At 65.5% G+C, this 24,717-nt stretch carries 31 protein-coding genes; 28 read left to right on the forward strand and 3 right to left on the reverse strand.

Annotated elements, in window-relative coordinates; translation table 11 throughout:
• The first annotated feature begins 41 nt into the window (after positions 1–41).
• From Pcatena_RS01115 to Pcatena_RS01255, 28 genes are all read left to right on the forward strand, one after another.
• Entirely contained in the window at positions 42–857 is an 816-nt protein-coding gene (locus Pcatena_RS01115; protein ID WP_126420862.1) for a sugar phosphate isomerase family, read from the forward strand.
• Between the two features lie 12 nt (positions 858–869).
• A complete protein-coding gene (nagA, locus tag Pcatena_RS01120) occupies positions 870–2,030 on the forward strand; it encodes an N-acetylglucosamine-6-phosphate deacetylase (protein WP_126420864.1) in 1,161 nt (386 codons plus the stop codon).
• Between the two features lie 219 nt (positions 2,031–2,249).
• On the forward strand, positions 2,250–2,543 hold the full coding sequence (locus tag Pcatena_RS01125; RefSeq protein ID WP_126420866.1) for a CDP-alcohol phosphatidyltransferase: 294 nt from the start codon (positions 2,250–2,252) through the stop codon (positions 2,541–2,543).
• Between the two features lie 256 nt (positions 2,544–2,799).
• Positions 2,800–3,357, forward strand: a complete 558-nt coding sequence (gene rplE, locus Pcatena_RS01130) for a 50S ribosomal protein L5 (RefSeq protein WP_126420868.1) — start codon at positions 2,800–2,802, stop codon at positions 3,355–3,357.
• A 104-nt stretch (positions 3,358–3,461) separates the two neighbouring features.
• The gene (locus Pcatena_RS01135) at positions 3,462–3,647 is read left to right on the forward strand and encodes a type Z 30S ribosomal protein S14 (protein ID WP_073296263.1); all 186 of its coding nucleotides are present in this window, start codon (positions 3,462–3,464) and stop codon (positions 3,645–3,647) included.
• Positions 3,648–3,760: 113 nt separating this feature from the next.
• A complete protein-coding gene (gene rpsH / locus Pcatena_RS01140; protein WP_126420870.1) occupies positions 3,761–4,159 on the forward strand; it encodes a 30S ribosomal protein S8 in 399 nt (132 codons plus the stop codon).
• Between the two features lie 28 nt (positions 4,160–4,187).
• Positions 4,188–4,724: a 50S ribosomal protein L6 gene (gene rplF, locus Pcatena_RS01145; protein WP_126420872.1), complete on the forward strand. Its 537-nt coding sequence runs from the start codon at positions 4,188–4,190 to the stop codon at positions 4,722–4,724.
• A gap of 66 nt (positions 4,725–4,790) precedes the next feature.
• On the forward strand, positions 4,791–5,159 hold the full coding sequence (gene rplR, locus Pcatena_RS01150) for a 50S ribosomal protein L18 (RefSeq protein WP_126420874.1): 369 nt from the start codon (positions 4,791–4,793) through the stop codon (positions 5,157–5,159).
• Positions 5,160–5,171: 12 nt separating this feature from the next.
• Entirely contained in the window at positions 5,172–5,696 is a 525-nt protein-coding gene (rpsE, locus tag Pcatena_RS01155) for a 30S ribosomal protein S5 (protein ID WP_126420876.1), read from the forward strand.
• Between the two features lie 2 nt (positions 5,697–5,698).
• A complete protein-coding gene (gene rpmD / locus Pcatena_RS01160) occupies positions 5,699–5,884 on the forward strand; it encodes a 50S ribosomal protein L30 (RefSeq protein WP_126420878.1) in 186 nt (61 codons plus the stop codon).
• Between the two features lie 11 nt (positions 5,885–5,895).
• Positions 5,896–6,345: a 50S ribosomal protein L15 gene (gene rplO / locus Pcatena_RS01165; protein WP_126420880.1), complete on the forward strand. Its 450-nt coding sequence runs from the start codon at positions 5,896–5,898 to the stop codon at positions 6,343–6,345.
• Positions 6,339–7,628 carry a preprotein translocase subunit SecY gene (gene secY / locus Pcatena_RS01170; RefSeq protein WP_126420882.1) on the forward strand — a complete coding sequence of 430 codons (1,290 nt, stop codon included), beginning with the start codon at positions 6,339–6,341 and terminating at the stop codon, positions 7,626–7,628. The genes rplO and secY overlap by 7 nt, the downstream gene beginning before the upstream one ends.
• Positions 7,629–7,751: 123 nt before the next feature.
• Complete coding sequence (locus Pcatena_RS01175) at positions 7,752–8,378, forward strand: adenylate kinase (protein WP_126420884.1); 627 nt, start codon at positions 7,752–7,754, stop codon at positions 8,376–8,378.
• Entirely contained in the window at positions 8,375–9,172 is a 798-nt protein-coding gene (map, locus tag Pcatena_RS01180) for a type I methionyl aminopeptidase (RefSeq protein WP_126420886.1), read from the forward strand. Before Pcatena_RS01175 ends, map begins: the two co-directional genes overlap by 4 nt.
• Positions 9,173–9,281: 109 nt before the next feature.
• Complete coding sequence (gene infA / locus Pcatena_RS01185) at positions 9,282–9,500, forward strand: translation initiation factor IF-1 (RefSeq protein WP_073296232.1); 219 nt, start codon at positions 9,282–9,284, stop codon at positions 9,498–9,500.
• A gap of 114 nt (positions 9,501–9,614) precedes the next feature.
• Positions 9,615–9,728, forward strand: a complete 114-nt coding sequence (gene rpmJ / locus Pcatena_RS01190) for a 50S ribosomal protein L36 (RefSeq protein ID WP_013252436.1) — start codon at positions 9,615–9,617, stop codon at positions 9,726–9,728.
• 14 nt (positions 9,729–9,742) lie between these two features.
• Positions 9,743–10,114 (forward strand): 30S ribosomal protein S13, encoded by a 372-nt coding sequence (rpsM, locus tag Pcatena_RS01195; RefSeq protein ID WP_073296229.1) that lies wholly within the window; start codon positions 9,743–9,745, stop codon positions 10,112–10,114.
• A 13-nt stretch (positions 10,115–10,127) separates the two neighbouring features.
• Positions 10,128–10,535, forward strand: coding sequence for a 30S ribosomal protein S11 (gene rpsK, locus Pcatena_RS01200; protein ID WP_073296226.1), 408 nt, complete (start codon positions 10,128–10,130; stop codon positions 10,533–10,535).
• Between the two features lie 19 nt (positions 10,536–10,554).
• Entirely contained in the window at positions 10,555–11,148 is a 594-nt protein-coding gene (rpsD, locus tag Pcatena_RS01205; protein WP_126420888.1) for a 30S ribosomal protein S4, read from the forward strand.
• 22 nt (positions 11,149–11,170) lie between these two features.
• Positions 11,171–12,112, forward strand: a complete 942-nt coding sequence (locus tag Pcatena_RS01210) for a DNA-directed RNA polymerase subunit alpha (protein WP_126420890.1) — start codon at positions 11,171–11,173, stop codon at positions 12,110–12,112.
• A 31-nt stretch (positions 12,113–12,143) separates the two neighbouring features.
• The gene (gene rplQ / locus Pcatena_RS01215) at positions 12,144–12,602 is read left to right on the forward strand and encodes a 50S ribosomal protein L17 (protein WP_126420892.1); all 459 of its coding nucleotides are present in this window, start codon (positions 12,144–12,146) and stop codon (positions 12,600–12,602) included.
• Between the two features lie 199 nt (positions 12,603–12,801).
• Positions 12,802–13,662, forward strand: coding sequence for a tRNA pseudouridine(38-40) synthase TruA (gene truA / locus Pcatena_RS01220; protein WP_126420894.1), 861 nt, complete (start codon positions 12,802–12,804; stop codon positions 13,660–13,662).
• 31 nt (positions 13,663–13,693) lie between these two features.
• Positions 13,694–14,425: a hypothetical protein gene (locus Pcatena_RS01230; protein WP_172596333.1), complete on the forward strand. Its 732-nt coding sequence runs from the start codon at positions 13,694–13,696 to the stop codon at positions 14,423–14,425.
• 135 nt (positions 14,426–14,560) lie between these two features.
• On the forward strand, positions 14,561–15,640 hold the full coding sequence (locus Pcatena_RS01235) for a glycosyltransferase family 2 protein (protein ID WP_232619859.1): 1,080 nt from the start codon (positions 14,561–14,563) through the stop codon (positions 15,638–15,640).
• Positions 15,641–15,864: 224 nt separating this feature from the next.
• Entirely contained in the window at positions 15,865–16,926 is a 1,062-nt protein-coding gene (argC, locus tag Pcatena_RS01240) for an N-acetyl-gamma-glutamyl-phosphate reductase (RefSeq protein ID WP_126420900.1), read from the forward strand.
• Positions 16,927–16,984: 58 nt separating this feature from the next.
• Complete coding sequence (gene argJ / locus Pcatena_RS01245) at positions 16,985–18,271, forward strand: bifunctional glutamate N-acetyltransferase/amino-acid acetyltransferase ArgJ (RefSeq protein ID WP_126420902.1); 1,287 nt, start codon at positions 16,985–16,987, stop codon at positions 18,269–18,271.
• Positions 18,272–18,327: 56 nt separating this feature from the next.
• Positions 18,328–19,281 carry an acetylglutamate kinase gene (gene argB, locus Pcatena_RS01250; protein WP_126420904.1) on the forward strand — a complete coding sequence of 318 codons (954 nt, stop codon included), beginning with the start codon at positions 18,328–18,330 and terminating at the stop codon, positions 19,279–19,281.
• 47 nt (positions 19,282–19,328) lie between these two features.
• Entirely contained in the window at positions 19,329–20,588 is a 1,260-nt protein-coding gene (locus Pcatena_RS01255) for an aminotransferase class III-fold pyridoxal phosphate-dependent enzyme (RefSeq protein ID WP_126420906.1), read from the forward strand.
• A 96-nt stretch (positions 20,589–20,684) separates the two neighbouring features.
• Here the strand turns inward: Pcatena_RS01255 and Pcatena_RS01260 are convergent, their stop codons facing one another.
• From Pcatena_RS01260 to Pcatena_RS01270, 3 genes are read right to left on the reverse strand one after another with little or no spacing between them, the layout of a single operon-like run.
• Positions 20,685–22,253, reverse strand: coding sequence for a UDP-glucose--hexose-1-phosphate uridylyltransferase (locus tag Pcatena_RS01260; protein WP_126420908.1), 1,569 nt, complete (start codon positions 22,251–22,253; stop codon positions 20,685–20,687).
• Positions 22,244–23,449, reverse strand: coding sequence for a galactokinase (locus Pcatena_RS01265; protein ID WP_126420909.1), 1,206 nt, complete (start codon positions 23,447–23,449; stop codon positions 22,244–22,246). Before Pcatena_RS01265 ends, Pcatena_RS01260 begins: the two co-directional genes overlap by 10 nt.
• 27 nt (positions 23,450–23,476) lie before the next feature.
• Complete coding sequence (locus Pcatena_RS01270) at positions 23,477–24,547, reverse strand: aldose epimerase family protein (RefSeq protein ID WP_126420911.1); 1,071 nt, start codon at positions 24,545–24,547, stop codon at positions 23,477–23,479.
• Positions 24,548–24,717: the final 170 nt, after the last annotated feature.

Genomic DNA, 24,717 nt, shown 5'->3' on the forward strand with positions numbered 1-24,717 from the left:
TCCGCGCGGGGAGGTCGCGTTGTGCGAAAACAGGAGGAAGCATGGACTACTATCACATCTCGGCGGAGGAGTTGGGGCAGGGCGCCAAGATTCGCCTCGAGTTCCCCGGTGACTCGCCGGCGGTCTTTTTCGAGATGGCCCAGGACATGGTCCGTACGATTCGCGAGCACAACGCCGCCGGTGCCAAGACGGTCTTCATCTGCCCGGTTGGTCCCGTTGGCCAGTACCCCTACTTCGTGAAGATGGTCAACGACGAGCGCCTCTCGCTCAAGGACTGCTGGTTCATCAACATGGACGAGTACCTCACCGATGACGACGAGTGGATCGACGCCTCCGATGGCCTCTCGTTCCGCGGCTTCATGGACCGAGTGGTCTACAGCCAGATCGACCCCGAACTGGTCATGCCGCCCGAGCAGCGCATCTTCCCCGACCCCAAGGATCCAGGCCACGTGGCCGAGGTCATCGAGTCGCTGGGCGGTGTCGACGTCGCCTATGGCGGCATTGGCATCACCGGCCACCTCGCCTTCAACGAGCCGCAGGAGGACCTCACTGTCGAGCAGTTCGCGGCCCTCGAGACCCGCGCCCTCGACATTCGCCCCGAGACCCGCGCCACCAACAGCGCGGCAGACCTCTGCGGAGCTCTGGAGGACATGCCTTACCGTGCCGTTACCATTGGCATGGCGGAGATCCTCGGCGCTCGCAAGGTGCGCCTCGGGGTCTTTCGCGAGTGGCACCGCGGTGCCGTGCGCCGTGCCGCCTACGGCAAGGTCACGGCGGCGTTCCCCGCGACCCTCCTGCAGAATCACCCCGATGCGGTCATCTACGTGAACGACGTTGCCCGCGAGAGGGCCTACTAGGGAGTGACGCTGGTGGAAAACGCGTGCTACATAACGGGTGCAGACGTCCTCACGCGGGGCAGGCTGGCCCGTCTCGACATCACCGTCGAGGACGGCCGCGTCGTGCGCCTTTCCTCTGCGCATGACAACCCGGGCGCCCTGCCCGTCATCGATGCGGCGGGGCTCAGGGTGCTGCCAGGCTTCATCGACGTGCACACCCACGGCGCCGCCGGCGTCGACGTGAACGCCGCGGACGTCGAGGGGCTCAGGAAGATCGGGCGCTTCTTTGCGTCACAGGGCGTCACCGGCTGGCTGTGCTCGATTCTCACGGACACGCCCGAGCAGACGCTGTGGTGCATCGAGCAGGCGAGACAGGTCATCGAGGGGGGTCCGTACGACGGTGCCGCCCTGCTGGGCATCCACCTCGAGGGTCCCTGCCTGTCGAGCGAGTACAAGGGTGCCATGCCTGAGCATCTGCTCATGCATGAGGCCTCGCCAGACCTGTTTGCACGCTACCAGGAGGCTGCCGGTGGGCATGTGCTGTACACCACGCTGGCGCCCGAGGTGCCTGGGGTCCCCGATCTCATCCCCGAGCTTGCCAAGATGGGCATCACGGCGGCCATCGGGCACAGCGGGGCGGGCTATGACCTGTCCATGCGCTGTGTGGAGGCCGGGGCCAAGGCCGCCACGCACGTGGGTAACGCGATGCGCCTCTTCCACCAGCACGATCCCGCGATCTTTGGCGTTGCGCTCGAGACCGACCTGTATTGCGAGACCATCGCAGACGGCAGGCACCTCCACCCGGGCACTGTTCGCCTCTACGCCAAGGCCAAGGGCTGGGATCGCGTCCTGGCCATCACGGACTCGATCATGGCGGCGGGTCTTCCCGACGGCCACTACAAGCTTGGCGTGAACGACGTCGTGGTCGAGGACGGGGATGCCAAGCTTGCCTCCAACGGCGTGCGCGCGGGTTCCACGCTCACGCAGGCCCAGGCCCTGCGCAACCTCATGAAGTTTACCGGGGCACCGGTTGAGGAGGCCTCGAAGGCCAACTCCGCAAACCCCGCGGCACTCTTTGGATGGGCCGATCGCGGCCACATCGACGAGGGCGCACTGGCAGACCTCGTGCTGCTCGACGAGGACTACGAGGTGGCTCGGACGATCGTGGGGGGCCGCACGGTCTACACCCGATAGCGACACTTCCTCATACTCGGCCCTGGACGTATCCCCCCCCCTTCCCGTCCGGGGCCACTCTTGTATGTAGGGAAGGGGACGCACAGCCGCTCCGCGATTAATCCCACCGTTCGCGGGAGCACCATAGGCAAGCGTGTGCGGGTGGGGGACGCTACTGTCCAAGGGTTAAGGCGCTCCGCGGGCTGCCGCAGCCACGGAGGTCAGACGAAGGGAGCTCTCATGGGAAAGATGGCTGAGGAGACGGTCGAGATTGGGCCGGACACGCTCGACGCGTACCTGCGCTCCAACACGCGCGTGTTCGCCAAGGTGGGGGAGTATACCTACTATGTCACCCACACGGATGGCTACTGGCGTATCCAGGACTGCGCAAACCTCAACGAGAAGGGGCACTTCTCCGATTGCTCTGACCTCGTCCCCACGGTCAACGAGGTCATCAACCTCCCGTTCCACAACGGGCGCACGCTTCTGGAGCTCGCTGGCGAGGCAGAGTTCTTCCCCAGCATAGAAGAGTAGTGCCATTAGAATCTTTAGCTGCTATTATCGGGCGTCACGACTGCGTGGCGCCCGTATTTGTGCGCGGGGCGTGTGCAAGCTCGCCTTCGGTTCGAATTCTTGAATTTCTACTGGTAAAACCCCATGCAAAGGCATATCCTTATGAGCTGCACTGTGAAGGCTCCTGCCGATTAGCCGTCGAGCAGGAGGTACGAGGGTAACGGGCTCACACGAGCATGCGCCAACCCCGTGCTGAGAAACCCCAGAAGGAGTGAACATGGCTGAGGAGAAGTACGTTCCCCGTTTCAAGACCAAGTACAACGACGAGGTCCGCGCCAAGCTCATCGAGCAGTTTGGCTACACGAACCCCATGTGCGTCCCGAAGATCGAGAAGATCGTCGTGAACATGGGTGTCGGCGAGGCCGCCACTGACTCCAAGGCCATCGACGGCGCCATCGCCGACCTTCGTGCCATCACGGGCCAGCAGCCGTCCATCCGTCGCGCCCGCAAGTCCATCGCTACGTTCCACCTGCGTGAGGGCCAGCCCATCGGCGCCAAGGTGACGCTGCGCGGCGACCGCATGTGGGACTTCCTCGATCGCCTGATTTGCATTGCCATTCCGCGCATCCGCGACTTCCGCGGCATCTCCGCCAAGAGCTTCGACGGCCGTGGCAACTTCTCCATGGGCGTCACCGAGCAGCTCATCTTCCCGGAGATCGATTTCGACAAGATCGATCGCACCCGTGGCATGGACATCACCATCGTCACCACCGCCAACACCAATGAGGAGGGCAAGGCGCTTCTCGACGGCTTTGGCTTCCCGTTCGCCAAGTAACCAATGAGGTAATCCCGTCGCCGGCCACGTGCCGGCGACGTGCCGCGCAAGCGGCGTGGAAATAGCCGCACAAGAAGTGTGGCCGTCATCCAGAAGGAGGATTTGTGGCTAAGACATCGATGATCGTCAAGGCTCAGCGAGAGCCGAAGTACTCGACGCGCACCCAGAACCGTTGCCAGCGCTGCGGCCGTCCGCACAGCGTGTATCGCAAGTTCGGCCTGTGCCGTGTGTGCTTCCGCGAGCTTGCTAGCAAGGGCGAGCTTCCCGGCGTCCGCAAGGCGAGCTGGTAGGTCCTAGAGACCAACAGCTCCGTGGGCAGAAGGAAGACTCCCGTCCAGGCGATCTGGCCAAGGGCCAGACTGAACCGGACGAAGAGGCTCATCCCTACCGAAGGAGAAACTCAATGAACGTTACCGATCCCATTGCAGACATGCTCACGCGCATCCGCAACGGCAACACCGCCGGCAAGGATGTCGTCAGCATGCCGTCGAGCAAGGTGCTCGTCGAGGTCGCCCGCGTCATCGCGGAGGAGGGCTACATCGAGGGCTATGCCGTCGAGGACACGAAGCCCCAGAAGACCCTGCACGTCACCCTCAAGTATGGTGCGCGCCACGCCCGCGTCATCCGCGGCATCAAGCGCATCTCCAAGCCGGGCCTGCGCATCTACAGCAAGGCTGAGGACCTTCCCCGCGTCCTCGGTGGCCTCGGCACCGCCGTCATTTCCACGTCCAAGGGCATGATGTGCGACCGCGACGCCCGCAAGCTCGGCGTCGGCGGCGAAGTCATCGCCTACATCTGGTAACTCACGGCAGGATAGGAAAGGAGACACCATGTCCCGCATTGGCAAGAAGCCTGTCCAGATTCCCGCCGGAGTCACTGTGACAGTCAATGGCACCAACGTCCACGTCAAGGGCCCGAAGGGCGAGCTCGATCGCACCTTCTCTGACCTCGTGACGATCAAGGAGGAGGGCGAGGAGATCCTCGTCTCCGTCAACGACGAGTCCCGCGAGGCCAACGCCCAGCACGGCCTTACGCGCACCCTCATCCACAACATGGTTCTCGGTGTTTCCGAGGGCTTCGTCAAGCAGCTCGAGCTCACGGGCGTCGGCTACCGTGTCGCGCTCAAGGGCAAGGACCTTGACCTGTCGCTCGGCTACTCGCACCCCGTGATCTACAAGGCTCCCGAGAACATCACCTTCGAGGTCCCCGACAACACGCACATCAACGTGAAGGGCATCTCCAAGGAGCAGGTCGGCCAGGTTGCCGCCGAGATCCGCATGAAGCGCCCGCCTGAGCCGTACAAGGGCAAGGGCATCCACTACATGGGCGAGCACATCCGCAGGAAGCTCGGCAAGGCTGCCAAGTAAGGCCTGTCCAGGAAGTCATAAAAGTCCGCCACCCTGCTAGGTGACGGCGTGACTAAGGAGATTTTCATGAACAAGTTCAAGGCTAAGAGGGCTGGCCTCAAGCGCCGCGAGCGTCGCGTTCGCTCCAAGATCTGCGGCACCGCCGAGCGTCCCCGCCTCTCCGTGCACCGCACGAACACCAACATCTACGCTCAGGTCATCGACGACGTCGACGCCAAGACCATCTGCACCGCTTCCACGCTCGACCCCGAGTTCCGCGCTCTGGGCAAGCTGGGCTCCAACAAGGAGGCCGCCGAGCTCGTGGGCAAGATGGTCGGCGAGCGCGCCATCAAGGCCGGCGTCACCACGGTGACGTTCGACCGCGGCGGCCGCATCTACCACGGCCGTGTCCAGGCTCTCGCTGATGGCGCCCGCTCCGCGGGTCTGAAGTTCTAGGAGGTATCTGTAATGGCTCGTAACCCGAAGCAGCAGCGCGACGCCTCCGAGCTCCAGGAGCGTGTCGTCTTCATCCACCGCGTTTCCAAGACCGTCAAGGGCGGCCGTCGCATGTCCCTCGTCGCTCTCGTCGTCGTTGGCGACGGCAAGGGCAACGTCGGCCTTGGCACCGGCAAGTCCGCCGAGGTGCCCCTGGCCATCCAGAAGGCCTCGGACAACGCCAAGAAGAACATGTTCAAGGTGCCTCTGACCGAGACTGGTTCCATCCCCCACGACGTCATGGGTGAGTTCGGCGCCGCTCGCGTCCTCGTCAAGCCCGCTATCGAGGGTACCGGTGTCATCGCCGGCGGCCCCGTGCGTCCGCTCTTCGAGCTGGCTGGCATCAAGAACGTCCTGTCCAAGTCCATGGGCTCCAGCAACGGTCTCAACATCATCAAGGCTGCCGCCGAGGCCCTCAAGGACCTCTCCAGCCCCGAGGAGACCGCCGAGCGCCGTGGCCTCACCGTCGCCGAGATGTTCGTCGGGAAGGAGAACTAGTCATGGCGAAGACCCTCACCGTCAAGCTCGTTAAGAGCGCCGTCTGCGGCGTCAAGGCCGACCAGACTCGCACCTGCCGCGCCCTCGGCCTCCGCAAGATCAACGACACGCACGTGCTTCCCGACAACGAGAGCGTCCGCGGGATGATCTTCAAGGTCAAGCACCTCGTCACCGTTGAAGAGAACTAGGAGTCACACCTATGCAGCTCAACGATCTGCGTCCGAACAAGGGCGCCAAGAAGGCCCGTAAGCGCATTGGTCGCGGTAACGCCTCCGGCCACGGCACCACTGCCGGCCGCGGCACCAAGGGCCAGCTCTCCCGCTCCGGTGGCGGCAAGGGCGCCGGCTTCGAGGGCGGCCAGCAGCCGCTCGCGATGCGTCTCCCGAAGCTCCCGGGCTTCAAGAACCGCAACCGCGTCGAGTACGCTCCCGTGAACGTCTCGCGCCTCGAGGCCAAGTTCAACGACGGCGACGTCGTCGACACGCAGAGCCTCGTCGCCGCTGGCATCATCAAGCGCGACTACGTGCTCGTCAAGGTCCTCGGCGATGGCGAGCTCACCAAGAAGCTCACCGTCAAGGTTGACAAGGTCTCTCCTGCCGCCCAGGCCAAGATTGAGGCGGCCGGCGGAAAGGTAGAGCTCCCGTGCTAAATGGCATTCTCAATGCCTTTCGCGTCAAGGAGCTTCGCAATAAGATCCTGCTGACGGTCGGTATCCTCGTCCTCTACAGGATCGGGGCATACGTGCCCGTGCCGGGCATCCCCTTCTCGGGGATGCTTTCGGCATATCAGTCGAGCTCCAGCGCGAACAGTGCAATTGCCGTGCTGAACCTGTTCAGCGGCGGCGCGCTTTCACGCGTTTCGGTGTTCTGCCTGGGCATCATGCCCTACATTACGGCCCAGATCATCATGCAGATGCTTCAGGCCGTTGTTCCGAGCCTTGGCTCTCTCGCCCGCGAGGGCGAGAGCGGCCAGCGCAAGATCACCCAGTACACGCGCTACGTCACGGTTGGTCTCGCGCTTCTCAATGCCGTTGGCTATCTCTTCCTCTTCAAGAGCTCCAGCTTTGGCATTGACTTCTCTCAGGCTGGCATGCCCGAGTGGCTCATGAACACGGTCGTGGTCGTGTCCATGCTGGCTGGCGCCATCCTCATCATGTGGATGGGCGAGGTCATCACCCAGCGTGGTGTTGGCAACGGGATGAGCCTCATCATCTTCGCCAACATCATCTCTGGCCTGCCGACCTCCATCATCCAGTCGCTGCGCACCTCCGAGAACGGTGCTCTGCTCACGGTGCTCATTGTCTTGGTGATCGTTGCCGTCGTGCCGTTCATCGTGTTCATCGAGCGCGGTCAGCGTCGCATTCCCGTGCAGTACGCCAAGCGAGTCGTTGGTCGCAAGATTCTGGGCGGCCAGTCCACGTACCTTCCGATCAAGGTCAACACGGCTGGCGTCATTCCCATCATCTTCGCAAGCGCCATCCTGTACCTGCCTGCGCAGATCGCGGTGTTCTTCCCGGGTGTTGGCTGGATCAACACCTTTGCGAACGCCGTGAGCTCTGGTTGGCTTAACTGGATTCTCTCGGTGCTGCTGATCGTGGGCTTTGCGTACTTCTACACCTCCATGGTGTTCAACCCCGATGAGACGGCAGACACCCTTCGCAAGCAGGGTGGTTTCATCCCCGGCGTTCGTCCGGGCTCTGCCACGGCCGCTTACATCAAGAACGTGCTGAACCACCTCACGCTTCCTGGTGCCATCTTCGTTGCCGTGGTTGCCGTTGTGCCCTCCGTCGTCTTCACGCTCACGGGCAACTCGCTTGTGCAGGCGTTTGGCGGTACCTCGATCCTCATTATGGTTGGCGTTGCGCTCGACACCATCTCTCAGATTGAGAGCCAGCTTAAGACCACGAACTACGAGAACCTTCTGATCAAGTAGCTTCGTTTGCGTCTAAGCTTTGCGGGGCCGTTGCCTTCGGGCGACGGCCCCGTTTGTTTTGCGGTAGTCTAGCGATAGCTCTGTTTTGATCCTAGTGCGCGAAAGCGCAGAAAGAAGGTCCTCATGAACATCGTTCTGCTCGGGGCGCCCGGCGCCGGCAAGGGCACGCAGGCCCAGAAGCTCGTCGAGGAGTTCGGCGTTGCGCACATCTCCACGGGCGACCTGCTCCGCGCCGCCGTCAAGGCCGGCACCAAGCTCGGCGTCAAGGCCAAGTCCTACATGGACAACGGCCAGCTCGTCCCCGACAAGCTCGTCGTCGACCTCGTGACCGAGCGCCTTGACGCCGATGACGCCCAGAAGGGCTTCATTCTCGACGGCTTCCCGCGCAACACGGCCCAGGCCGTGACCCTTGACTCTGCCCTGGCCGAGATGGGCCGTAGCCTCGACGCCGCGCTGCTCGTCGACGTCAAGCCCGACGTCATCGTGAAGCGCCTCTCCTCGCGTCGCACCTGCAAGGAGTGCGGCTACACGGCTCCCGCTGGTGTGGACAGCTGCCCCTCCTGCGGTGGCGAGATGTACCAGCGCGACGACGACAAGCCCGAGACCATCCAGAAGCGCCTCGACGTCTACGAGAACCAGACGGCCCCGCTCGTCGAGTACTACCGCGGCAAGGAGCTGCTCAAGTCCGTTGACGGCGATCGTCCGGTTGACGAGGTCTACGCCGACGTCAAGGAGCTCCTCGGTCTATGATCATCATCAAGACCCCAGCAGAGATTGAGCAGATGAAGCCGGCGGGCGCCCTGTCCAAGCTCGCGCTTCGTCGTGTCGGCGCGATGATTCGACCCGGCGTCGATACTCTTGAGCTCGATCGTGTTGCCGAGAGCATCATTCGCATGCATGGCGGAACGCCCGCATTCAAGGGCTATGGTGGTTTTCCTGCGAGCATCTGCTGCTCTGTCAACAGCGAGATCGTCCATGGCATCCCGAGCTCCTCTCGCGTCCTGCAGGAGGGCGACATCGTTTCCATTGACACGGGAGCGGTGGTGAACGGCTGGGTTGGCGACAACGCATGGACGTTCTTCTGCGGAACGCCAAGCGTGGCCGACAAGGGCCTGTGCGAGGTCACGCGTGATTGCCTTAAGGCCGGCATCGAGGCCGCCGTGCCCGGCAACCGCATCGGCGACATCGGCCATGCGGTGCAGAGCCTTGCGGAGGCAAACGGCTACAGCGTCGTGCGCGACTACGTTGGCCATGGGGTTGGACGGGCCATGCACGAGGAGCCCAACGTTGCCAACTACGGCAAGAAGGGCCGTGGCGTTCGCCTCCAGGCGGGCATGGTCATCGCCATCGAGCCGATGATCTGCCTGGGCGGGTACGAGAGCCACGTCATGCCCAACCGCTGGACCGTCGTCACCAATGATGGGGGTGCCGCGGCCCACTACGAGAACACGATTGCCATCACGGAGGATGGTCCCGTCATCCTCACCCAGGACCAGGACGGCCCGTGGTGCGCAATGGCGGGCGGTACTGCCGAGCAGGCCTAGGCCCGTTGTCGTATGAGTTGTGGAGAACCCGCGCTACGTGGACGTGGCGCGGGTTTTTCGATATGATGTTCAGTCGCTGTGTCATGTATCGAGGAGAAGGTAGCACGCAGTGAGCAAACAGGATGCAATCCAGCTTGAGGGCAAGGTGCTCGAGCCGCTGCCCAACGCGATGTTCAACGTTGAGCTTGAGAATGGGCACACCATTCTCTGCACCATCTCGGGAAAGATCAGGATGAACTACATCCGCATCCTTCCCGGCGACAAGGTTGACGTGGAGATCTCCCCGTATGACCTGCAGCGTGGCCGCATCACCTACCGCTACAAGTAGGGACTCGGCCTCCCGAGAGGGAAACCGCCCGCATCGCGGGCACACAGCCTTGGATATTCTCGCCAGCGGCTGGGCGTATATATAGGAAAGCAAGACACACCGAGAGGAAGAACGATGAAAGTACGTCCTTCGGTCAAGAAGATGTGCGACAAGTGCAAGATCATCCGTCGCCACGGTAAGGTGTACGTGATCTGCGAGAACCCGCGCCACAAGCAGCGTCAGGGCTAGGAGAGGAGCACAAGTTGGCCCGTATTAACGGCGTCGACCTCCCGCGTGAGAAGCGCGTTGAGATCGGACTTACCTACATCTACGGCATTGGCCGTACCGCCGCTTCCAAGATCTGCGCCGAGACCGGCGTTGATCCCAGCACCCACGTGCGCGATCTCACCGAGGATGAGGTCGCCAAGATGCGTGATTACATTGATGCTAACTTCACGGTCGAGGGCGACCTCCGTCGTGAGCAGCGTCAGAACATTGCCCGCCTGATGGAGATCGGCTGCTACCGTGGCCTCCGTCACCGCAAGGGCCTCCCCGTCCGCGGTCAGCGCACGCACACCAACGCTCGCACCCGCAAGGGCAAGAAGCGTCAGGTCGGCGGCAAGAAGAAGAAGTAGGGGAGACTGACTAATGGCTACTGCTAAGAAGGGCGCCCAGGCTCGCGGGCGCATCAAGCGTGCCGACCGCAAGAACATCTCTGTCGGTCAGGCTCACATCAAGAGCACCTTCAACAACACGATCATCTCGATCACCGACCCCCAGGGCAACGTGATCTCCTGGCGCTCCGCCGGTATGGTCGGCTTCAAGGGCTCCCGCAAGTCCACGCCGTTCGCAGCCCAGATGGCTGCCGAGGCGTGCGCCAAGGAGGCCATGGAGCACGGCGTCCACAAGGTGTCCGTCTTCGTCAAGGGCCCGGGCTCGGGCCGCGAGACGGCCATCCGCTCCCTCCAGGCCGCTGGCCTCGAGGTTTCGAGCATCCAGGACAAGACCCCCATCGCGCACAACGGTTGCCGTCCGTGCAAGCGTCGCCGCGTGTAGGTAAGGAAGGAATCTAACTATGGCAGTGGATAGGACTCCTGTCCTTAAGAGGTGCCGTCAGCTCGACATTGACCCGATCGTCATGGGCATCAACAAGAAGTCGAACCGTCAGCCCAAGCGTCAGCGTCGCCAGGAGAGCGAGTACGGCCGTCAGCTTCGCGAGAAGCAGAAGGCCAAGTTCATCTACGGCGTGCTCGAGAAGCAGTTCCACATGTACTACGAGAAGGCTCTGAAGATCGAGGGCATCACCGGTGACAACCTGCTCACCATCCTCGAGAGCCGCCTCGACAACGTGGTGTTCCGCCTTGGCTTCGCCCGCACCCGCAAGGAGGCCCGCCAGACCGTCCGTCACGGCCACATCACCGTGAACGGCAAGCGCGTGGACATCCCCTCCTACCGCGTGAAGGCCGGCGACGTCGTGGCTGTCGCCCCCAAGTACAAGGACCTGCTTCCCATCAAGGAGGCCCTGATTTCCTCCGAGCACATGGCCGTGCCGGCGTGGCTCGAGGTCGACATCGAGAAGCTCCAGGGCACCGTCCTGCAGCTCCCCACGCGTGACCAGATCGACCTTGACATCGACGCCCAGCTCATCGTCGAGCTCTACTCCAAGTAGTAGAGACCGGTTGGAGGTTTCTATGTCCGATTTCATCCGTCCCAACGTGACGGTAGAAGAGGTCAGCGAGAACGTTGCCCGCGTCATTGCCGAGCCGCTTGAGCACGGCTATGGTGACACGCTTGGCAACTCGCTCCGCCGCGTGCTGCTCTCCTCTCTCGAGGGCGCCGCTGTGGAGGCCATCCAGATCGACGGCGTGCAGCACGAGTTCACGACGGTCGAGGGCGTCTATGAGGACGTCACCGACATCGTCCTGAACGTCAAGGGCCTTGCGTTCAAGAGCCTTGGCGTCGGTGACGAGGCCACGGCCACCATCTCCATCGATGGCCCGGCCACGGTGACTGGCGGGGACTTTGACATCCCCTCCGAGTTTAACCTCGTCAATCCCGAGCACGTGATCTGCACCCTCGCCGAGGGCGCCCACCTCACGATGTCGATGCGCATCGGCATCGGGCGTGGCTATGTCTCTGGCGAGGACAACGAGCACGATGACGACCCGATTGGCCTCATTCACGTGGACTCGCTCTTCTCGCCCGTGCGCCGCTGCGCCAAGGCCGTTGAGCCCTGCCGCGTGGGCCAGCACACCGACTATGACAAGCTCGTCCTTGAGGTCGAGACCAACGGTGGTGTGTCTCCGCGTGAGGCCGTCGTCGAGGCCGCGAACATCATCAACCAGCACATGACCGCGTTCATGTCCCTGGCCGATGAGGGCGAGCAGGCCGAGGAGCCGTCGATCTTCGCCGCTGGCCAGACCGACGACAACACCGAGCTCGACAAGCAGATCGAGGACCTGGACCTGTCTGTGCGCTCCTACAATTGCCTGAAGCGCGCCGGCATCCACTCCGTCCGTCAGCTCGTCGAGTTCTCCGAGAACGACCTGCTCAACATCCGCAACTTCGGCGTCAAGTCCATCGAGGAAGTCAAGGACAAGCTTGAGTCGATGGGCCTGAGCTTCAAGGCTTAAGCGCCGCTACATCACATAGGAGTAACTGACTATGAGGCACTACAAGAAGAGCGGGATGAAGCTTGGCACCGACGCCAGCCACACCAAGGCTATGAAGAAGAGCCTGTGCCAGGCGCTGTTCGCCAACGACCGCATCAAGACGACCCTTCCGCGCGCCAAGGCCATCCGTGGCGACGTGGACCGCATCGTCACCTGGGCTAAGAGGGGCGACCTGCACTCCCGTCGTCTCGCCATCGCCAAGCTTGGTGACAAGGAGCTCGTCCGCGAGGTCTTCGAGAAGGCCGCGCAGGGCATGTGGGAGGGCCGCAATGGTGGCTACACCCGCATCATGAAGCTTGGTCCCCGCAAGGGTGACAACGCCGAGGTCGCCATCATCGAGATCGTGACCGAGCCCGTCGCCGCCAAGGCCCCCAAGGCCGAGGCCACGAAGGTCACCAAGGTCGAGGAGGCTCCCGCCGAGGAGCAGCCCGCCGAGGAGAAGGCCGAGTAGACCTGCTTCGTCCAAGCGAACGCTCGCAAAGCAAAGGAGGGTCCGGATTTCCGGGCCCTCCTTTTGTATGTCGGTATTGGTAAGCGGTGACAGTCTGCCCCCGTCCCTGGCTGTCACGTTGGCACGCGAGGACGGGGTCAGTCTGTCACCGGGCGATACCTGCTACCCTGAGGTGAGCACATGGCAGCAAGGAGTACGGATGCAGCACACCATCGAACATCGACCGCCCGAGCGTCCCTCGATCGAGGAACGCGCCACAGACCCTGCGACCCTCGACGCCACGCTCGTGCTCAAGCTCGGCTATCGTGGCGCTGACTTCTGCGGGTTTGCCGCGCAGCCTGGTCGCCGCACGGTGGCGGGCGAGGTGACGCGCTCCCTCGAGACGCTGCTGCGCCGCGAGGTAGGCCTCGCGTGCGCGGGCCGCACGGACGCCGGCGTGCACGCCATCGCCCAGTACGTGAGCGTGCCGGTGACGGCTTCCGAGCTCGCCATGCCGGCGAGGCGCCTCATGCACGGCCTCTCCGCCCTGCTGCCGGACGACATCTCGCCTGCCGCCCTCTACCGGGCTCCCAAGGGCTTCTCGGCGCGCTTTGACGCCCGCTCCAGGAGCTATCGATATCGCATCGTGGCCGGTGAGGCTCGTCCCGTGCTCGCATGGGACCACGCCTGGTGGCTGCGAGGAGAGCTCGACGCTGCCGCCATGCACGATGCCGCCCAGCTGCTCGTGGGCGAGCATGACTTCAAGAGCTTCTGCAAGGCCACCTCTGCCGAGGGCAAGCCCACGCACCGCTGCGTCATGCGCTGCGACGTCAGCGAGGAGTGGGAGTGCGGGGAGCGTGTGGTCTGCATCGACGTGGTGGGCAACGCCTTCCTGCACTCGATGGTCCGCACCATGGCCGGCACGCTTGTGGAGGTCGGTCGAGGCCACAGGGGGGCCGCGTGGGTGGCAGATGCCCTGGCGGCGTGCGACCGCAAGGCGGCCGGCCCCTGCGCGCCCGCGAAGGGCCTCACGTTCGTGGGGGTAGACTATCCGCAGGAATTGCTTGTGCCCTGGGAGTAGGGGGCGCTGCTCGGAGGCCAGGGAGGTCGCTATGTACGAGAGGCCAGACGTTCCCAAGGACAGCCCGAACCGCAACAAGGTGGCCGTCATCGTCCTGCTCGCCGTGGCGGTTGCGCTCGTGGGCCTCGTCATGGGCCTGTGGCGGCTTGCGAACGCCAACTCGGCCTTGGGCAGCTCGGATGTTGGGCAGGCGCTCTCCTCGGCATCCTCGTCTCTGGGGGACGCCCAGGCGCTCGCCGAGGCCTCTGGGGCCACCGTGACGGGGGACGAGGTGGAGACCGTGCTGTTCGTCGTGCTCGACGGCTCGGATTCGTCAAGCTGCGGCGCGACGTTCCTCGCCGCCATTGACTCCACGCAGGGGAGTGCCAAGCTCATCTTCCTGCCACGGGACGCGCTGCTCACCTCCGCGGACGGGTTGACGTCAGTTGCGGACACCTATGCCGCAGGTGGCCTCAGGGGGCTTGCCGAGTCGCTTGCCTCGGCCGCGGCCGTTCCCGTGAGCCATGCCATCACCATGACGCAGGACGGCTGGAACGCGTTTCTCGACACGGCGCAGCAGGGGAGCTCGGCGCTCAAGAGCAACGCGACCAGGCTGGTGGGTGGAATCGTGAGCAGTGACCTGGACGCCACGGGGCTGCTCGACATCGCCCAGCGTGCCGTGTCGCTTGGCGTGGGCTCGTCTGACATCGTTGATGCGCCCGTCACCGAGGACTACTTGCTGGACGCCGCGGGCCTCGCGCGCCTGGTTGGCGTGCTCGCCTAGGGAGTTGGCCGTTGCACAAATGCGCAGATTAACTGGACGTAAGCCAGCCTAGCGCCGGGCGCGTCTGCCCGATGGTAGTCTCTCGTGTGGGCCAACGCCGCCCACCGTCTGCATCGCTGCGTGAAAGAAGACTTGATGGCACACATGGAGAAGAGGGTCCCCAAGGTCTCGGTCATCATACCGGCCTACAACGTGGATCGCTTCATTGGGCGCGCCATCGAGAGCCTCCAGAACCAGACGATGCGCAACTTCGAGCTCATCGTCGTCGATGATGGCTCCACTGACCGCACCGGCCAGGTGGCCGACCGCATGGCCGAGCGCGACATCCGCATCGACGTCATCCACACCGAGAACCAGGGTGCTGCCGCCGCGCGCAACGTTGCCCTCGACCGCGCCCGTGGCGAGTTCGTGCACTTCGTGGACGGCGATGACTGGGTGGAGCCCACGATGCTCGCCGACCTCGTCGAGATTGCCGAGGCCGATGACCTCGACCTCGTGATCGCCGGCTTCTACATCGAGACCTATTACGGCAGCGCCGACCAGCACACCACCGAGCTCAAGAGCCAGCCCACCTGCCGCTATGCGAGCCAGCAGGAGTTCCGCAGCGGCGCGTGGCGCCTGTTCGACACCAACCTGCTCTACACGCCGTGGAACAAGCTGTTCCGCCGCTCCTACCTCGAGCGCATCCACGCCCGCTTCAAGCCCACGTTCTGGGACGACTTCCCCTTCGTGCTCGACGTCATCCGCGACATCGAGCGCGTTGCCGTGACCGAGCGCGCCTACTACCACTTCATCCGCCTGCGCGCGGAGAGCGAGACGGCCCGCTGGCGCCCGAACATGTACGAGAAGCGCGAGGAGGAGCACGGCTGGATGCTCGACCTCTACGAGCACTGGGGGCTGTCCGGCGATCCGGCGAGCGTGGAGATGGTGCAGCGCCGCTATGCCGAGCGCCTCGTGGGGTGCATCGAGAACGTGTGCAATCCCAGCTGCAAGCTCACGGACGCCGAGAAGCGCGAGCAGGTGGAGCAGATGATCGGCAGCGAGCGCGCCCAGCTCGCGGTCTCCATTGCCCAGCCGCGCTCGAGGATGATGAAGCTCATGCTCATGCCCGTGAGGCGCAGGGATGCGGGCCTCGCCCTTGCGGAGGGCAGGTTCATCTCCTTCGTGAAGCGTCACAACACGAAGCTGTTCGCCACGCTCAAGGCGAATCGCTAGACACGCCGCCCCGCTTCCATGCGGGGCTTTTTTCTTGCCTCGAACTGAATACGTATGCATGAAAATGCATGGATAGTGGTCAAGTATTCATATTTACGTAAACGTAATCGACAGCGAGATGAGACGCGTCTATAATCAGACGATATTGCGCCCGCCTTGGGTGGACGCGCCTGGCATATGCGCCCGGCGGCTGCCGGGCTTGAATGACGCGTGAGGAGCTTCGCATGTCGTACAAGGTTGGTGTCATTGGTGCCGCGGGCTACGCGGGAGCCGAGCTCGTGAGGCTGCTTCTGCAACACCCCGAGTTCGACCTGACTGTCATCACGTCCAACGCCGACGCGGGCACGGCGCTCGCCGACGCCTACCCCGCGTTTGCCGGCGCGTCGGACCTCGCGTTCACGACGCACGACGACCCGGCCGTGCGTGAGTGCGACCTTATGTTCCTTGCCGTGCCGCACACCGCGGCCATGTCGCAGGTGCCGGCGCTGCTCGACGCCGGCGTGACGGTCGTGGACCTCTCCGCCGACTACCGCCTGTCTGACAAGGACGTCTACGAGCAGTGGTACGGTGCCACCCACACCTCGCCCGAGCTGCTCGCCACGCGCTCGTTCGGCCTTCCTGAGCTCTTTGGCGAGGACATCGAGCGCGCCCACGCGCTGCACGAGGTCGGCAAGCCCGCGCTCGTCGCCTGTGCCGGCTGCTATCCCACGGCCACCTCTCTTGCCTCCGCGCCCGCCGTCCGTGCCGGCTGGACGCAGGGCCTCGTCATCGTCGACGCCAAAAGCGGCGTCACGGGCGCGGGCAAGGGCTGCAGTGCCAAGACGCACTTCTGCAACGCCGACGAGGACGTGCAGGCCTACAACGTGGGCAGGCACCGCCACACGCCGGAGATCGAGCAGATTCTCGGCAAGCCGGGCGAGGTCGTGTTCACGCCGCACCTCGTGCCGCAGAAGCGCGGCCTGCTCTCGACCGTCTATCTGCAGCTCACCGACGAGGCGGCGGACATGAGCGTCGAGGACATGCTCGAGTGCTATCACGCCCTGTATGACGGCCGTCCTTTCGTGCAGGTGCTGCCGGCCGGCAAGCTTCCCCGCACGGCGAGCGTCGTGGGCACGAACGTGTGCCAGGTGGGCCTGGCCAAGAACGAGCGCACGCACACGCTCGTGGTCATTGGCGCCATCGACAACCTGTGCAAGGGCGCGGCGGGTCAGGGCGTCCAGTGCGCGAACCTCGTGTTTGGCCTGGACGAGAAGACCGGCCTCTCCAACGTGGGCATGCCCGTCTAGCGCGCGTGCCGGAGAACCGCAGCGTCACCCATCAACCTCAAGATCTTCGAGGAGCACCATGGAACAGACAATCGCGCCCAAGCTGAGCGTCATCGCCGATGGCGGCGTCGCAAGCCCCGCGGGCATCCACGCCGGCGGCATCCACGCCGGTTTTCGCAGGGACCCGCAGCGCTTCGACCTCGCGCTCGTCGAGGTTGACGAGTGCGCCGTTGCCGCGGGCGCCTTCACCACGAACAAGTTCTGCGCCGCGCCCGTGACCGTCTCGCGCGCCCACCTTGGCAAGGGTGGAAGCGCACCCGTCCGCGCCGTCTGCATCAACTCGGGCAACGCCAACGCCGCCACGGGCGAGGAGGGCCTCGAGTGCGCGGAGACCACGTGCGCTCTGGTGGCCAAGACGATCGGCTGCGAGCCCGAGCAGGTGCTCGTGGCCTCGACGGGCGTCATCGGCCAGCTGCTCGACGTCGCGCCGTTCGAGACGGGCGTGCCGGCCCTTCACGACAAGATCTGCGCCCAGGCAACCGACGAGAGCCTGCGCCTCTCCGGCGGCCATGACGCCGCGCGTGCCATCATGACCACCGACACGCACCCCAAGGAGTACGCCGTCTCCTACGAGGCGGGCGGCTCGCTCGCGGGCAGCACCGTCACGGTGGGCGGCATGTGCAAGGGCTCGGGCATGATCATGCCCAACATGGCCACGATGATCGCCATCATCTCCACGAACGCCCCCGTGAGCGCCGCGGCGCTGCACGAGGTGCTGCTCGGCGTGGTCAAGAAGACGTTCAACAAGGTGACGGTTGACTCCGACACCTCCACGAACGACACCTGCATCGCGATCGCCACGGGCAAGGCCGCGGCCGACGCCGCGCCCATCGAGCCGGGCACGCCCGAGGCGGCAGAGCTCGCCTGCGCCGTGAACGCCGTGTGCCAGCACCTCGCCAGGGAGATCGCGGCCGACGGCGAGGGCGCCTCCAAGCTCGTGACCGTCACGGTTGCCGGCGCCGCCACAGACGAGGATGCCGACACGGCAGCCCGCGCCATCGCGAACTCGCCGCTCGTCAAGACCGCCATCTACGGCCACGACTGCAACTGGGGCCGCATCGCCATGGCACTTGGGAAGTGCGGCGTTGCGTTCGACCAGCGCGACGTCGACATCGACATCATGGGCATGCCCGTCTGCCGCGACGGCCTCACTGTGGCCTTCGACGAGGACGAGGCCCTGCGGCGCTTCGAGGAGCCCGAGATCACGATCTGGGCGGACCTCGGCGCCGGCGCGTGCGAGACCACCGTCTGGACCTGTGACCTCACGCACGAGTACGTCAAGATCAACGGCGAGTACCGCACGTAGGGATGGGGGGCGCTTCCCCTCGCCATTCTCGCCTCCCCTCCAGCTAGGAGTTTTGCATGAAGTACGCAGTCGACACGAGCAAGCGCGCGAAGGACACCGACGAGCGCACCGGCCAGGTGCTGTTCGAGGCGCTGCCGTGGATCAAGAACATTACGGGCAAGACCGTCGTTGTGAAGTACGGCGGCGCGGCCATGGTTGACGAGAAGCTGCGCGCCGACGTCATGAGCGACATCGTGCTGCTCAAGATCCTGGGCGTGAACGTCGTCATCGTCCACGGCGGCGGCAAGGCCATCAACAGGGCGTTCGACGCGCTCAACTTCCCGGTGGAGTTCAAGGACGGCCAGCGCGTCACCACGCCGGCGGCCATGGACGTGGTGCGCCAGGTGCTCGTGGGCGAGGTCAACCAGGACCTCGTCACGGCCATCAACCGCCACGGCAACCTTGCCGTGGGCGTCGCCGGCTCCGATGCGGGCACCATCGTGTGCTCCACGCTCAACCCCGAGCTTGGCCGCGTGGGCAAGATCGAGCACGTTGACACCACCTACCTCGAGACGCTCATCAAGAGCGACTACATCCCAGTGGTGGCCACGGTGGGCATCGGCGAGGACGGCGGCTATTACAACATCAACGCCGATGTCGCCGCCGGCCACGTGGCGGCGGCCATCGGAGCGCAGAAGATCGTCTACCTCACGGACGTCGACGGCGTCTACATGGACTTCTCCGACAAGAACTCGCTCATCTCCAACATGAGCCTGCGCGAGATGGAGGACATGCTCGCCTCGGGCACCGTGGACAAGGGCATGATTCCCAAGCTCGAGAGCTGCTGCTATGCCCTTCACGCGGGCGTGTTCCGCTCCCACGTCATCAACGGCAAGACGCCCCACTCGCTGCTCATCGAGCTGCTCACCGACAAGGGCATCGGCACGACGATGCACTCGACCGAGGAGGCGCTCAAGTACGACGAGCACCCGCTCGGCACGCTCGCGAGCCGTCTGGCCGTGAACAACTAGCACGAGCTGCGCGACACCTGCCGCGCATGACCGGAAAGGATTTTCGCATGTCCCTAGACGATGCCAAGAAGCTTGACGACGCCTATGTGATGCACACGTTCGGCCGCTCTCCCGTGGAGTTCGTGGGCGGTCACGGCATGTACGCCGTTGCCGACGACGGTCGTGAGTACCTGGACTTCCTTGGCGGCATCGCCGTGAACTGCCTGGGATACGGGCACCCGGTTCTCGAGGCGGCCGTGACCGAGCAGGCCGGCAAGCTGCTGCACATCTCCAACTACTTCCACATCGAGCACCGTGGTGAGGTGGCGCGCCGCATCGCGCAGCTCGCCAACGCCGGACAGGGCGCGCCCAAGGACGCGAGCCCTGACGAGCCGCAGCAGTGGCGCACGTTCTTTGGCAACTCCGGCGCCGAGGCCAACGAGTGCGCCATCAAGCTCGCGCGCCTGTGGGCCAAGCGCGGCGGCAACGGCGGCTTTGACATCGTATGCCTCAACAAGAGCTTCCACGGCCGCACGATGGAGACGATCGCCGCCACGATGCAGGGCTGGGCGCAAGACCCGTTCCAGCCGCTGCCCGGTGGCTTCCTGGCCATCGACGCGAACGACGTCGACGCCCTGCGTGCCGTGTTCGAGCAGCGTGGCTCCAACATCTGTGCCGTCATGCTCGAGCCCATCCAGGGCGAGTCTGGCGTGCATCCCATGACGCCCGGGTTCATGGCCGAGGTGCGCAGGCTCACGAGCGAGCACGGCGCCCTCATGATGTGCGACGAGGTGCAGACGGGCCTGTTCCGCACGGGCCACGCGCTTGCCTTCCAGGGCTATGACGTGGTGCCCGACGTCTTCACGCTCGCCAAGGCCATCGCCGGTGGCGTGCCGATGGGCGCCTGCGTGGCAAAGGCGGAGATCTCCGAGGCGTTCAAGCCCGGCGACCACGGCTCCACGTTCGGCGGCGGCCCGCTTGCCTGCGCGGCGGCCGACGCCGTGCTCGCCGAGCTCACCTGCGGCACCGCGCCCGAGGGCGTGCCCGGCGAGGGCTACCTGCCCCACGTGCGCGAGGTCGGTGCCTACCTGGCCGAGAAGCTTGCGTCCCTGCCGCACGTCACCGAGGTCCGCGGCGCCGGCCTCATGCTGGGTGCGGAGCTCGAGGAGGGCCTGCCCGATGCCCACGAGCTCGTGGCCAAGGCGCTCGAGAAGGGTGCGATCATCAACGCGACCGGCCCCACGACGCTGCGCTTCCTGCCGCCCCTGGTGTGCACGAAGGCAGACGTCGACGCGCTGTGCGAGATCCTTTCCGAGGTCCTGGCGTAGGGTCTGGCCCATATGACAGCGAGCGGCCCCGCGGACGTGTGTCCGCGGGGCCGCTCTCGTTGAGGGTGATGGTTGGGGCACCTGCGGTCGAGGTGCCTACAGGCTGTCGAGGAAGCGCCGTTGGGCGGTCCGGCCCGCCTCGTCCCACTTGAAGACGCCGGCGTTCTCGAGCACGCGCCCAAAGACGGCGCCGACCTCCTCGTGCAGGACGTCGAGCGCACCCTCGGGCGTGAGCTCGGCGGCGCGGCGGGCGTAGACGTCGCGGGCCCAGGTGGCGTGGCTTGCCGTGAGCTCGTCTGCCTCGAGGGCGTCAAGGTCACCCGCGAGCAGGTGCCCGCGCACGGCCTCGAGCTCGGGCACGAGGCGCGGCGGCAGGATTGCCAGCCCCATGACCTCGATGAGGCCGATGTTCTCGCGCTTGATGTGGTGATACTCCGCATGCGGGTGGAACACCCCCAGCGGGTGCTCGCTGGTCGTGACGTTGCAGCGCAGGGCGAGGTAGGCCTCGTAGCGCTCGCCGACGCGCCGGATGACCGGCGTCACGGTGTTGTGCGGCGTGCCGTTCTCGTCGCGGGCGATGACGCCGGCCGCGACGTCGCTCCAGGACCTCCAGGCGTCAATGACGTGCACGCAGGCGCCGAGCAGCTCGTCTCGGCTGGCTGCGGTCAGGCGCAGGACGGACAGCGGCCACTCGAGGACCTCGCCGCCCACGTTGGGGTGTGCGGCCATCGCGAACGTCTCGGCCGTGGCGGCGCGCATCATGGGGAACTCGTGGGCGCCTCCCTGGAAGTGGTCGTGCGAGAGGATCGAGCCGCCCACGATGGGCAGGTCGGCGTTCGACCCGATGAAGTAGTGGGGCACCGTGTCGACGAAGTCGAGCAGGCAGCCGAGCGTGGCGCGGTCGATGTGCATGGGCCGGTGGTGCGCGCTCATCGCGATGCAGTGCTCGTTGAAGTAGGCGTACGGGCTGTACTGCAGCCCCCAGCGCTCGCCGCCAAGCTCAAGAGGGATGATGCGCAGGTTCTGGCGCGCCGGGTGGGCGCCGCCCGGCGCGCTCGCGGCGCGTCCCGGGTAGCCCTCGTTCTCGATGCACAGCTGGCAGGCCGGGTACTTCTCGCCGTCGTTGGCGGCGACGCCCGCCGCGGCAATCTCTCGCGGGTCCTTCTCGGGCTTGGAGAGGTTGATCGTGATCTCGAGGTCTCCCCAGTGCGTGGGCGTGGACCACTTGACGTTTCGCGCGATGGCGGAGCGGCGCACGTAGCCGGCGTCGCAGCACAGCTGATAGAACCAGTCCGTGGCGGCCTTGGGGTCATGCGCGGCAAGCTCGTGGAAGCGTGCCGAGACCTGCGAGGGCCTGGGCATGAGCAGGCCCATGACGCGGCAGGACGCGCGGTCACGGCCGCTTGCGGTGTCGTCTGCGACGCCGTTGGCCACGGCGGCCTCGGAGATTGCGGCCAGCGTGGCGTCGAGGTCAAACGCATCGCCTGGCGCGGGCGTCCCCAGAATCCAGCCTGGTGCCGGGGCCGGGCCCGTGGCGCCTGCGCACTCAAGGATGGCGTTGTAGGCCCACACGCGATCATCTGTCCCCGTGAGGCCGTGCGCCGCGGCGTAGTCTGCGAGTCCCTGGGCGGCGCCACGCAGCTGCTCGCTCGTGACTACAGCCATGCGGCATACGCCCCCTCGTCAGTGACGCGATAGCGACGGCTCGCGCCCTCGCCGAGCCAGGCGTCCATCTTGCGCGTGAACTCGTCGACGAGCTCGAGCGGGACGAACGCCTGGATCGTGCCGCCAAAGCCGCCGCCGTGGATGCGCACGGCGCCACGCCCCTTGAGGACGTGCTCGGCCAGGCCAAGGGCGTACATCGCGGGCTGCTCGGGGCCCAGCGAGGCGACGACGTTTTGCAGATACATCGCGGAGCTCGCCCCGCTCTCGCGCGTGAGCTCGAGGAACGCCTGCATGTCGCCGATGTTGAGCTGGCGCCAGCGCTCGTCGACGAGCGCGTTCTCGTGCCAGTAGTGGATGCAGCGCAGGATGGCGCGGTCGCCGAACTCATCGCGCAGGGCCGGCAGCTGGGCGTCGAACGCCTCTCGGTCCACCTCGCACAGACGCGCATGGCCAAGGCGGGCCGCAACGGCCTGCATCTCGCCGGGCACGGCGGCGTAGTCGTCCGTCGAGGCGGCGTGGTCTGCCCCCACCTTCACGAGGCAGAGGGCATAGCCAAAGTCCTCGAAGCTAAGCTCGAGCTTCTTGGTCTTGGGCTCGCCGGCGTTCTCGAAGTCCATGAACGCCAGGCCGCCCAGGCACACGGCCGCCTGGTCCATGAGGCCGCAGGGCTTGCCGTAGTAGTTATTCTCCGTGCGCTGCGATGCCTGGGCGAGCGCCACGGGCTCGGCGGGCTCGACGTCCCAGAGCGCCTCCATCGTGCGCCCCAGGGCCGCCTCGATGGCCGCAGAGCTGGACAGGCCGCCGCCGGAGGGCACGGTGCAGGTGAGTGCGAGGTCAAAGCCCGCTGGCTTGCCACCGCGCTCAGCAACCTCGTGGGCCATGCCGCGAACGAGCGAGGCCGTGGTGCCGCGTTCCTGTTCGCGGGCCTCGAGCGAGTCGAGCGAAAGCTCGAAGGCGGGGTAGCCCTCCGAGGCCACGCGCACGACGTCCGTGCCGTTGGCGCACGCGAGCCCGTCGACGGAGACGTCGAGCGCGGCGGCGATGACATGGCCGCCCTCATGGTCCGTGTGGTTGCCGGCGATCTCGGAGCGGCCGGGCGCGTGGACGTAGAGCGCCTTGGCGCCCACCGGCCCGAAGGCGTCCTCGAACAGGCTCGTGACGTGGCCGAGAAGCTCGGGCGCAACGCTTGCTGTCATGATGGTTCCTTTCTGCGTGGGCGCGCCTCAGCGCGTCGAGAAGCGGTAGACGATGGTCTGGCCGTAGGGGCGGCCGGGCTCGCAGACGGGGTGGTTCCACTCCGCGTGATGCATGTTGTCGGGCCAGTACTCCGGCTCGAAGGCAAAGCCGTCGCGCGGGGTGTAGGAGGCCCCGTCCTTGGCGTTCTCGTCGCCAAGCCAGTTGCCCGTGTAGAGGTGGGCGCCGGGCGTCGTGACGAGGGCGTCGAGGACGCGTCCGCTGGCCGGGTCCTCCGCGTGCAGGGCGTGGCGCGGGGCCGCCCCTTCTGCGAACCCGTTGATGCAGAAGCAGTGGTCATAGCCGCGGGCGCGGGCGAGCTGCTCGTCGTCTGCCCCGACGTCTTGCTCGAGCGGCTTTGCCGTACGGAAGTCGAACGGCGTGCCGGCGACCGGGCGAACCTCGCCGGCCGAAACGCTGTCCTCGCGAATGGGCAGGAAGTCCGTGGCGTCGAGCGAGACGAGCTGCGCGTCCACGCTGCCCGCATCGTGCCCGGCGAGGTTGAAGTAGGTGTGGCTCGTCATGTTCACGAACGTGGGCGCGTCCGTCTCGCAGGCGTAGCGAATGGTGAGGTCGCTGCCGGCCTCCGTTGTCGCGAGCGTGTAGGTGGCCGAGAAGGTGCGCCTGCCGGGCAGCCCGAGCTCCCCGTCCTCGAGGGTGGTCGAGAAGGTGACGGAGCATGAGCGGGGCTCTGCCTCGGCGTGCCAGACGCGCTTGTGCAGGCCGTGGTCGAGATCCGTGTGCAGGTTGTTGCGCTTGTCCGGCCCATCGTTTTGCGGCAGCTGGTACCTGACGCCGCCGATGGTGACCTCGCCGCCGTCCGTGCGGTTGGCCGACGGCCCGATCGTGGCACCGTAGCAGGCGGGGTTGTCGAGGTATCCCCCGAGCGAGCCAAACCCGAGGACCACGTCCGCGGGTGTGCCCTCGCGGTCCGGGACGGTGACGCCCAGAAGCGTTGCCCCAAAGTCCATGACGCGAACGAGCGCATTGCCGTCCGCGAGCTCGAACGCCGAGACGGGCGTGCCGTCCGGCGCGGTGCCAAACGATTGCTTGCTAACCATGCTTCTCCCTGACAGCTCCGCTCGGCGAGGGAAGGTTGGCCTCTCGCCGAAAGCCAATAACTCGTGCTATCTCAGTATGTTAACGTACTCATATCGCCGACGGGGCGGAACCACCACTCCCGTGGCCGTGCGCAAATCGTCCGCGAGTGGCGCCCTCGGGGCACGGGCCT

Origin of the sequence: Parolsenella catena, from assembly GCF_003966955.1 — a bacterium.
GTDB lineage: Bacteria > Actinomycetota > Coriobacteriia > Coriobacteriales > Atopobiaceae > Parolsenella > Parolsenella catena.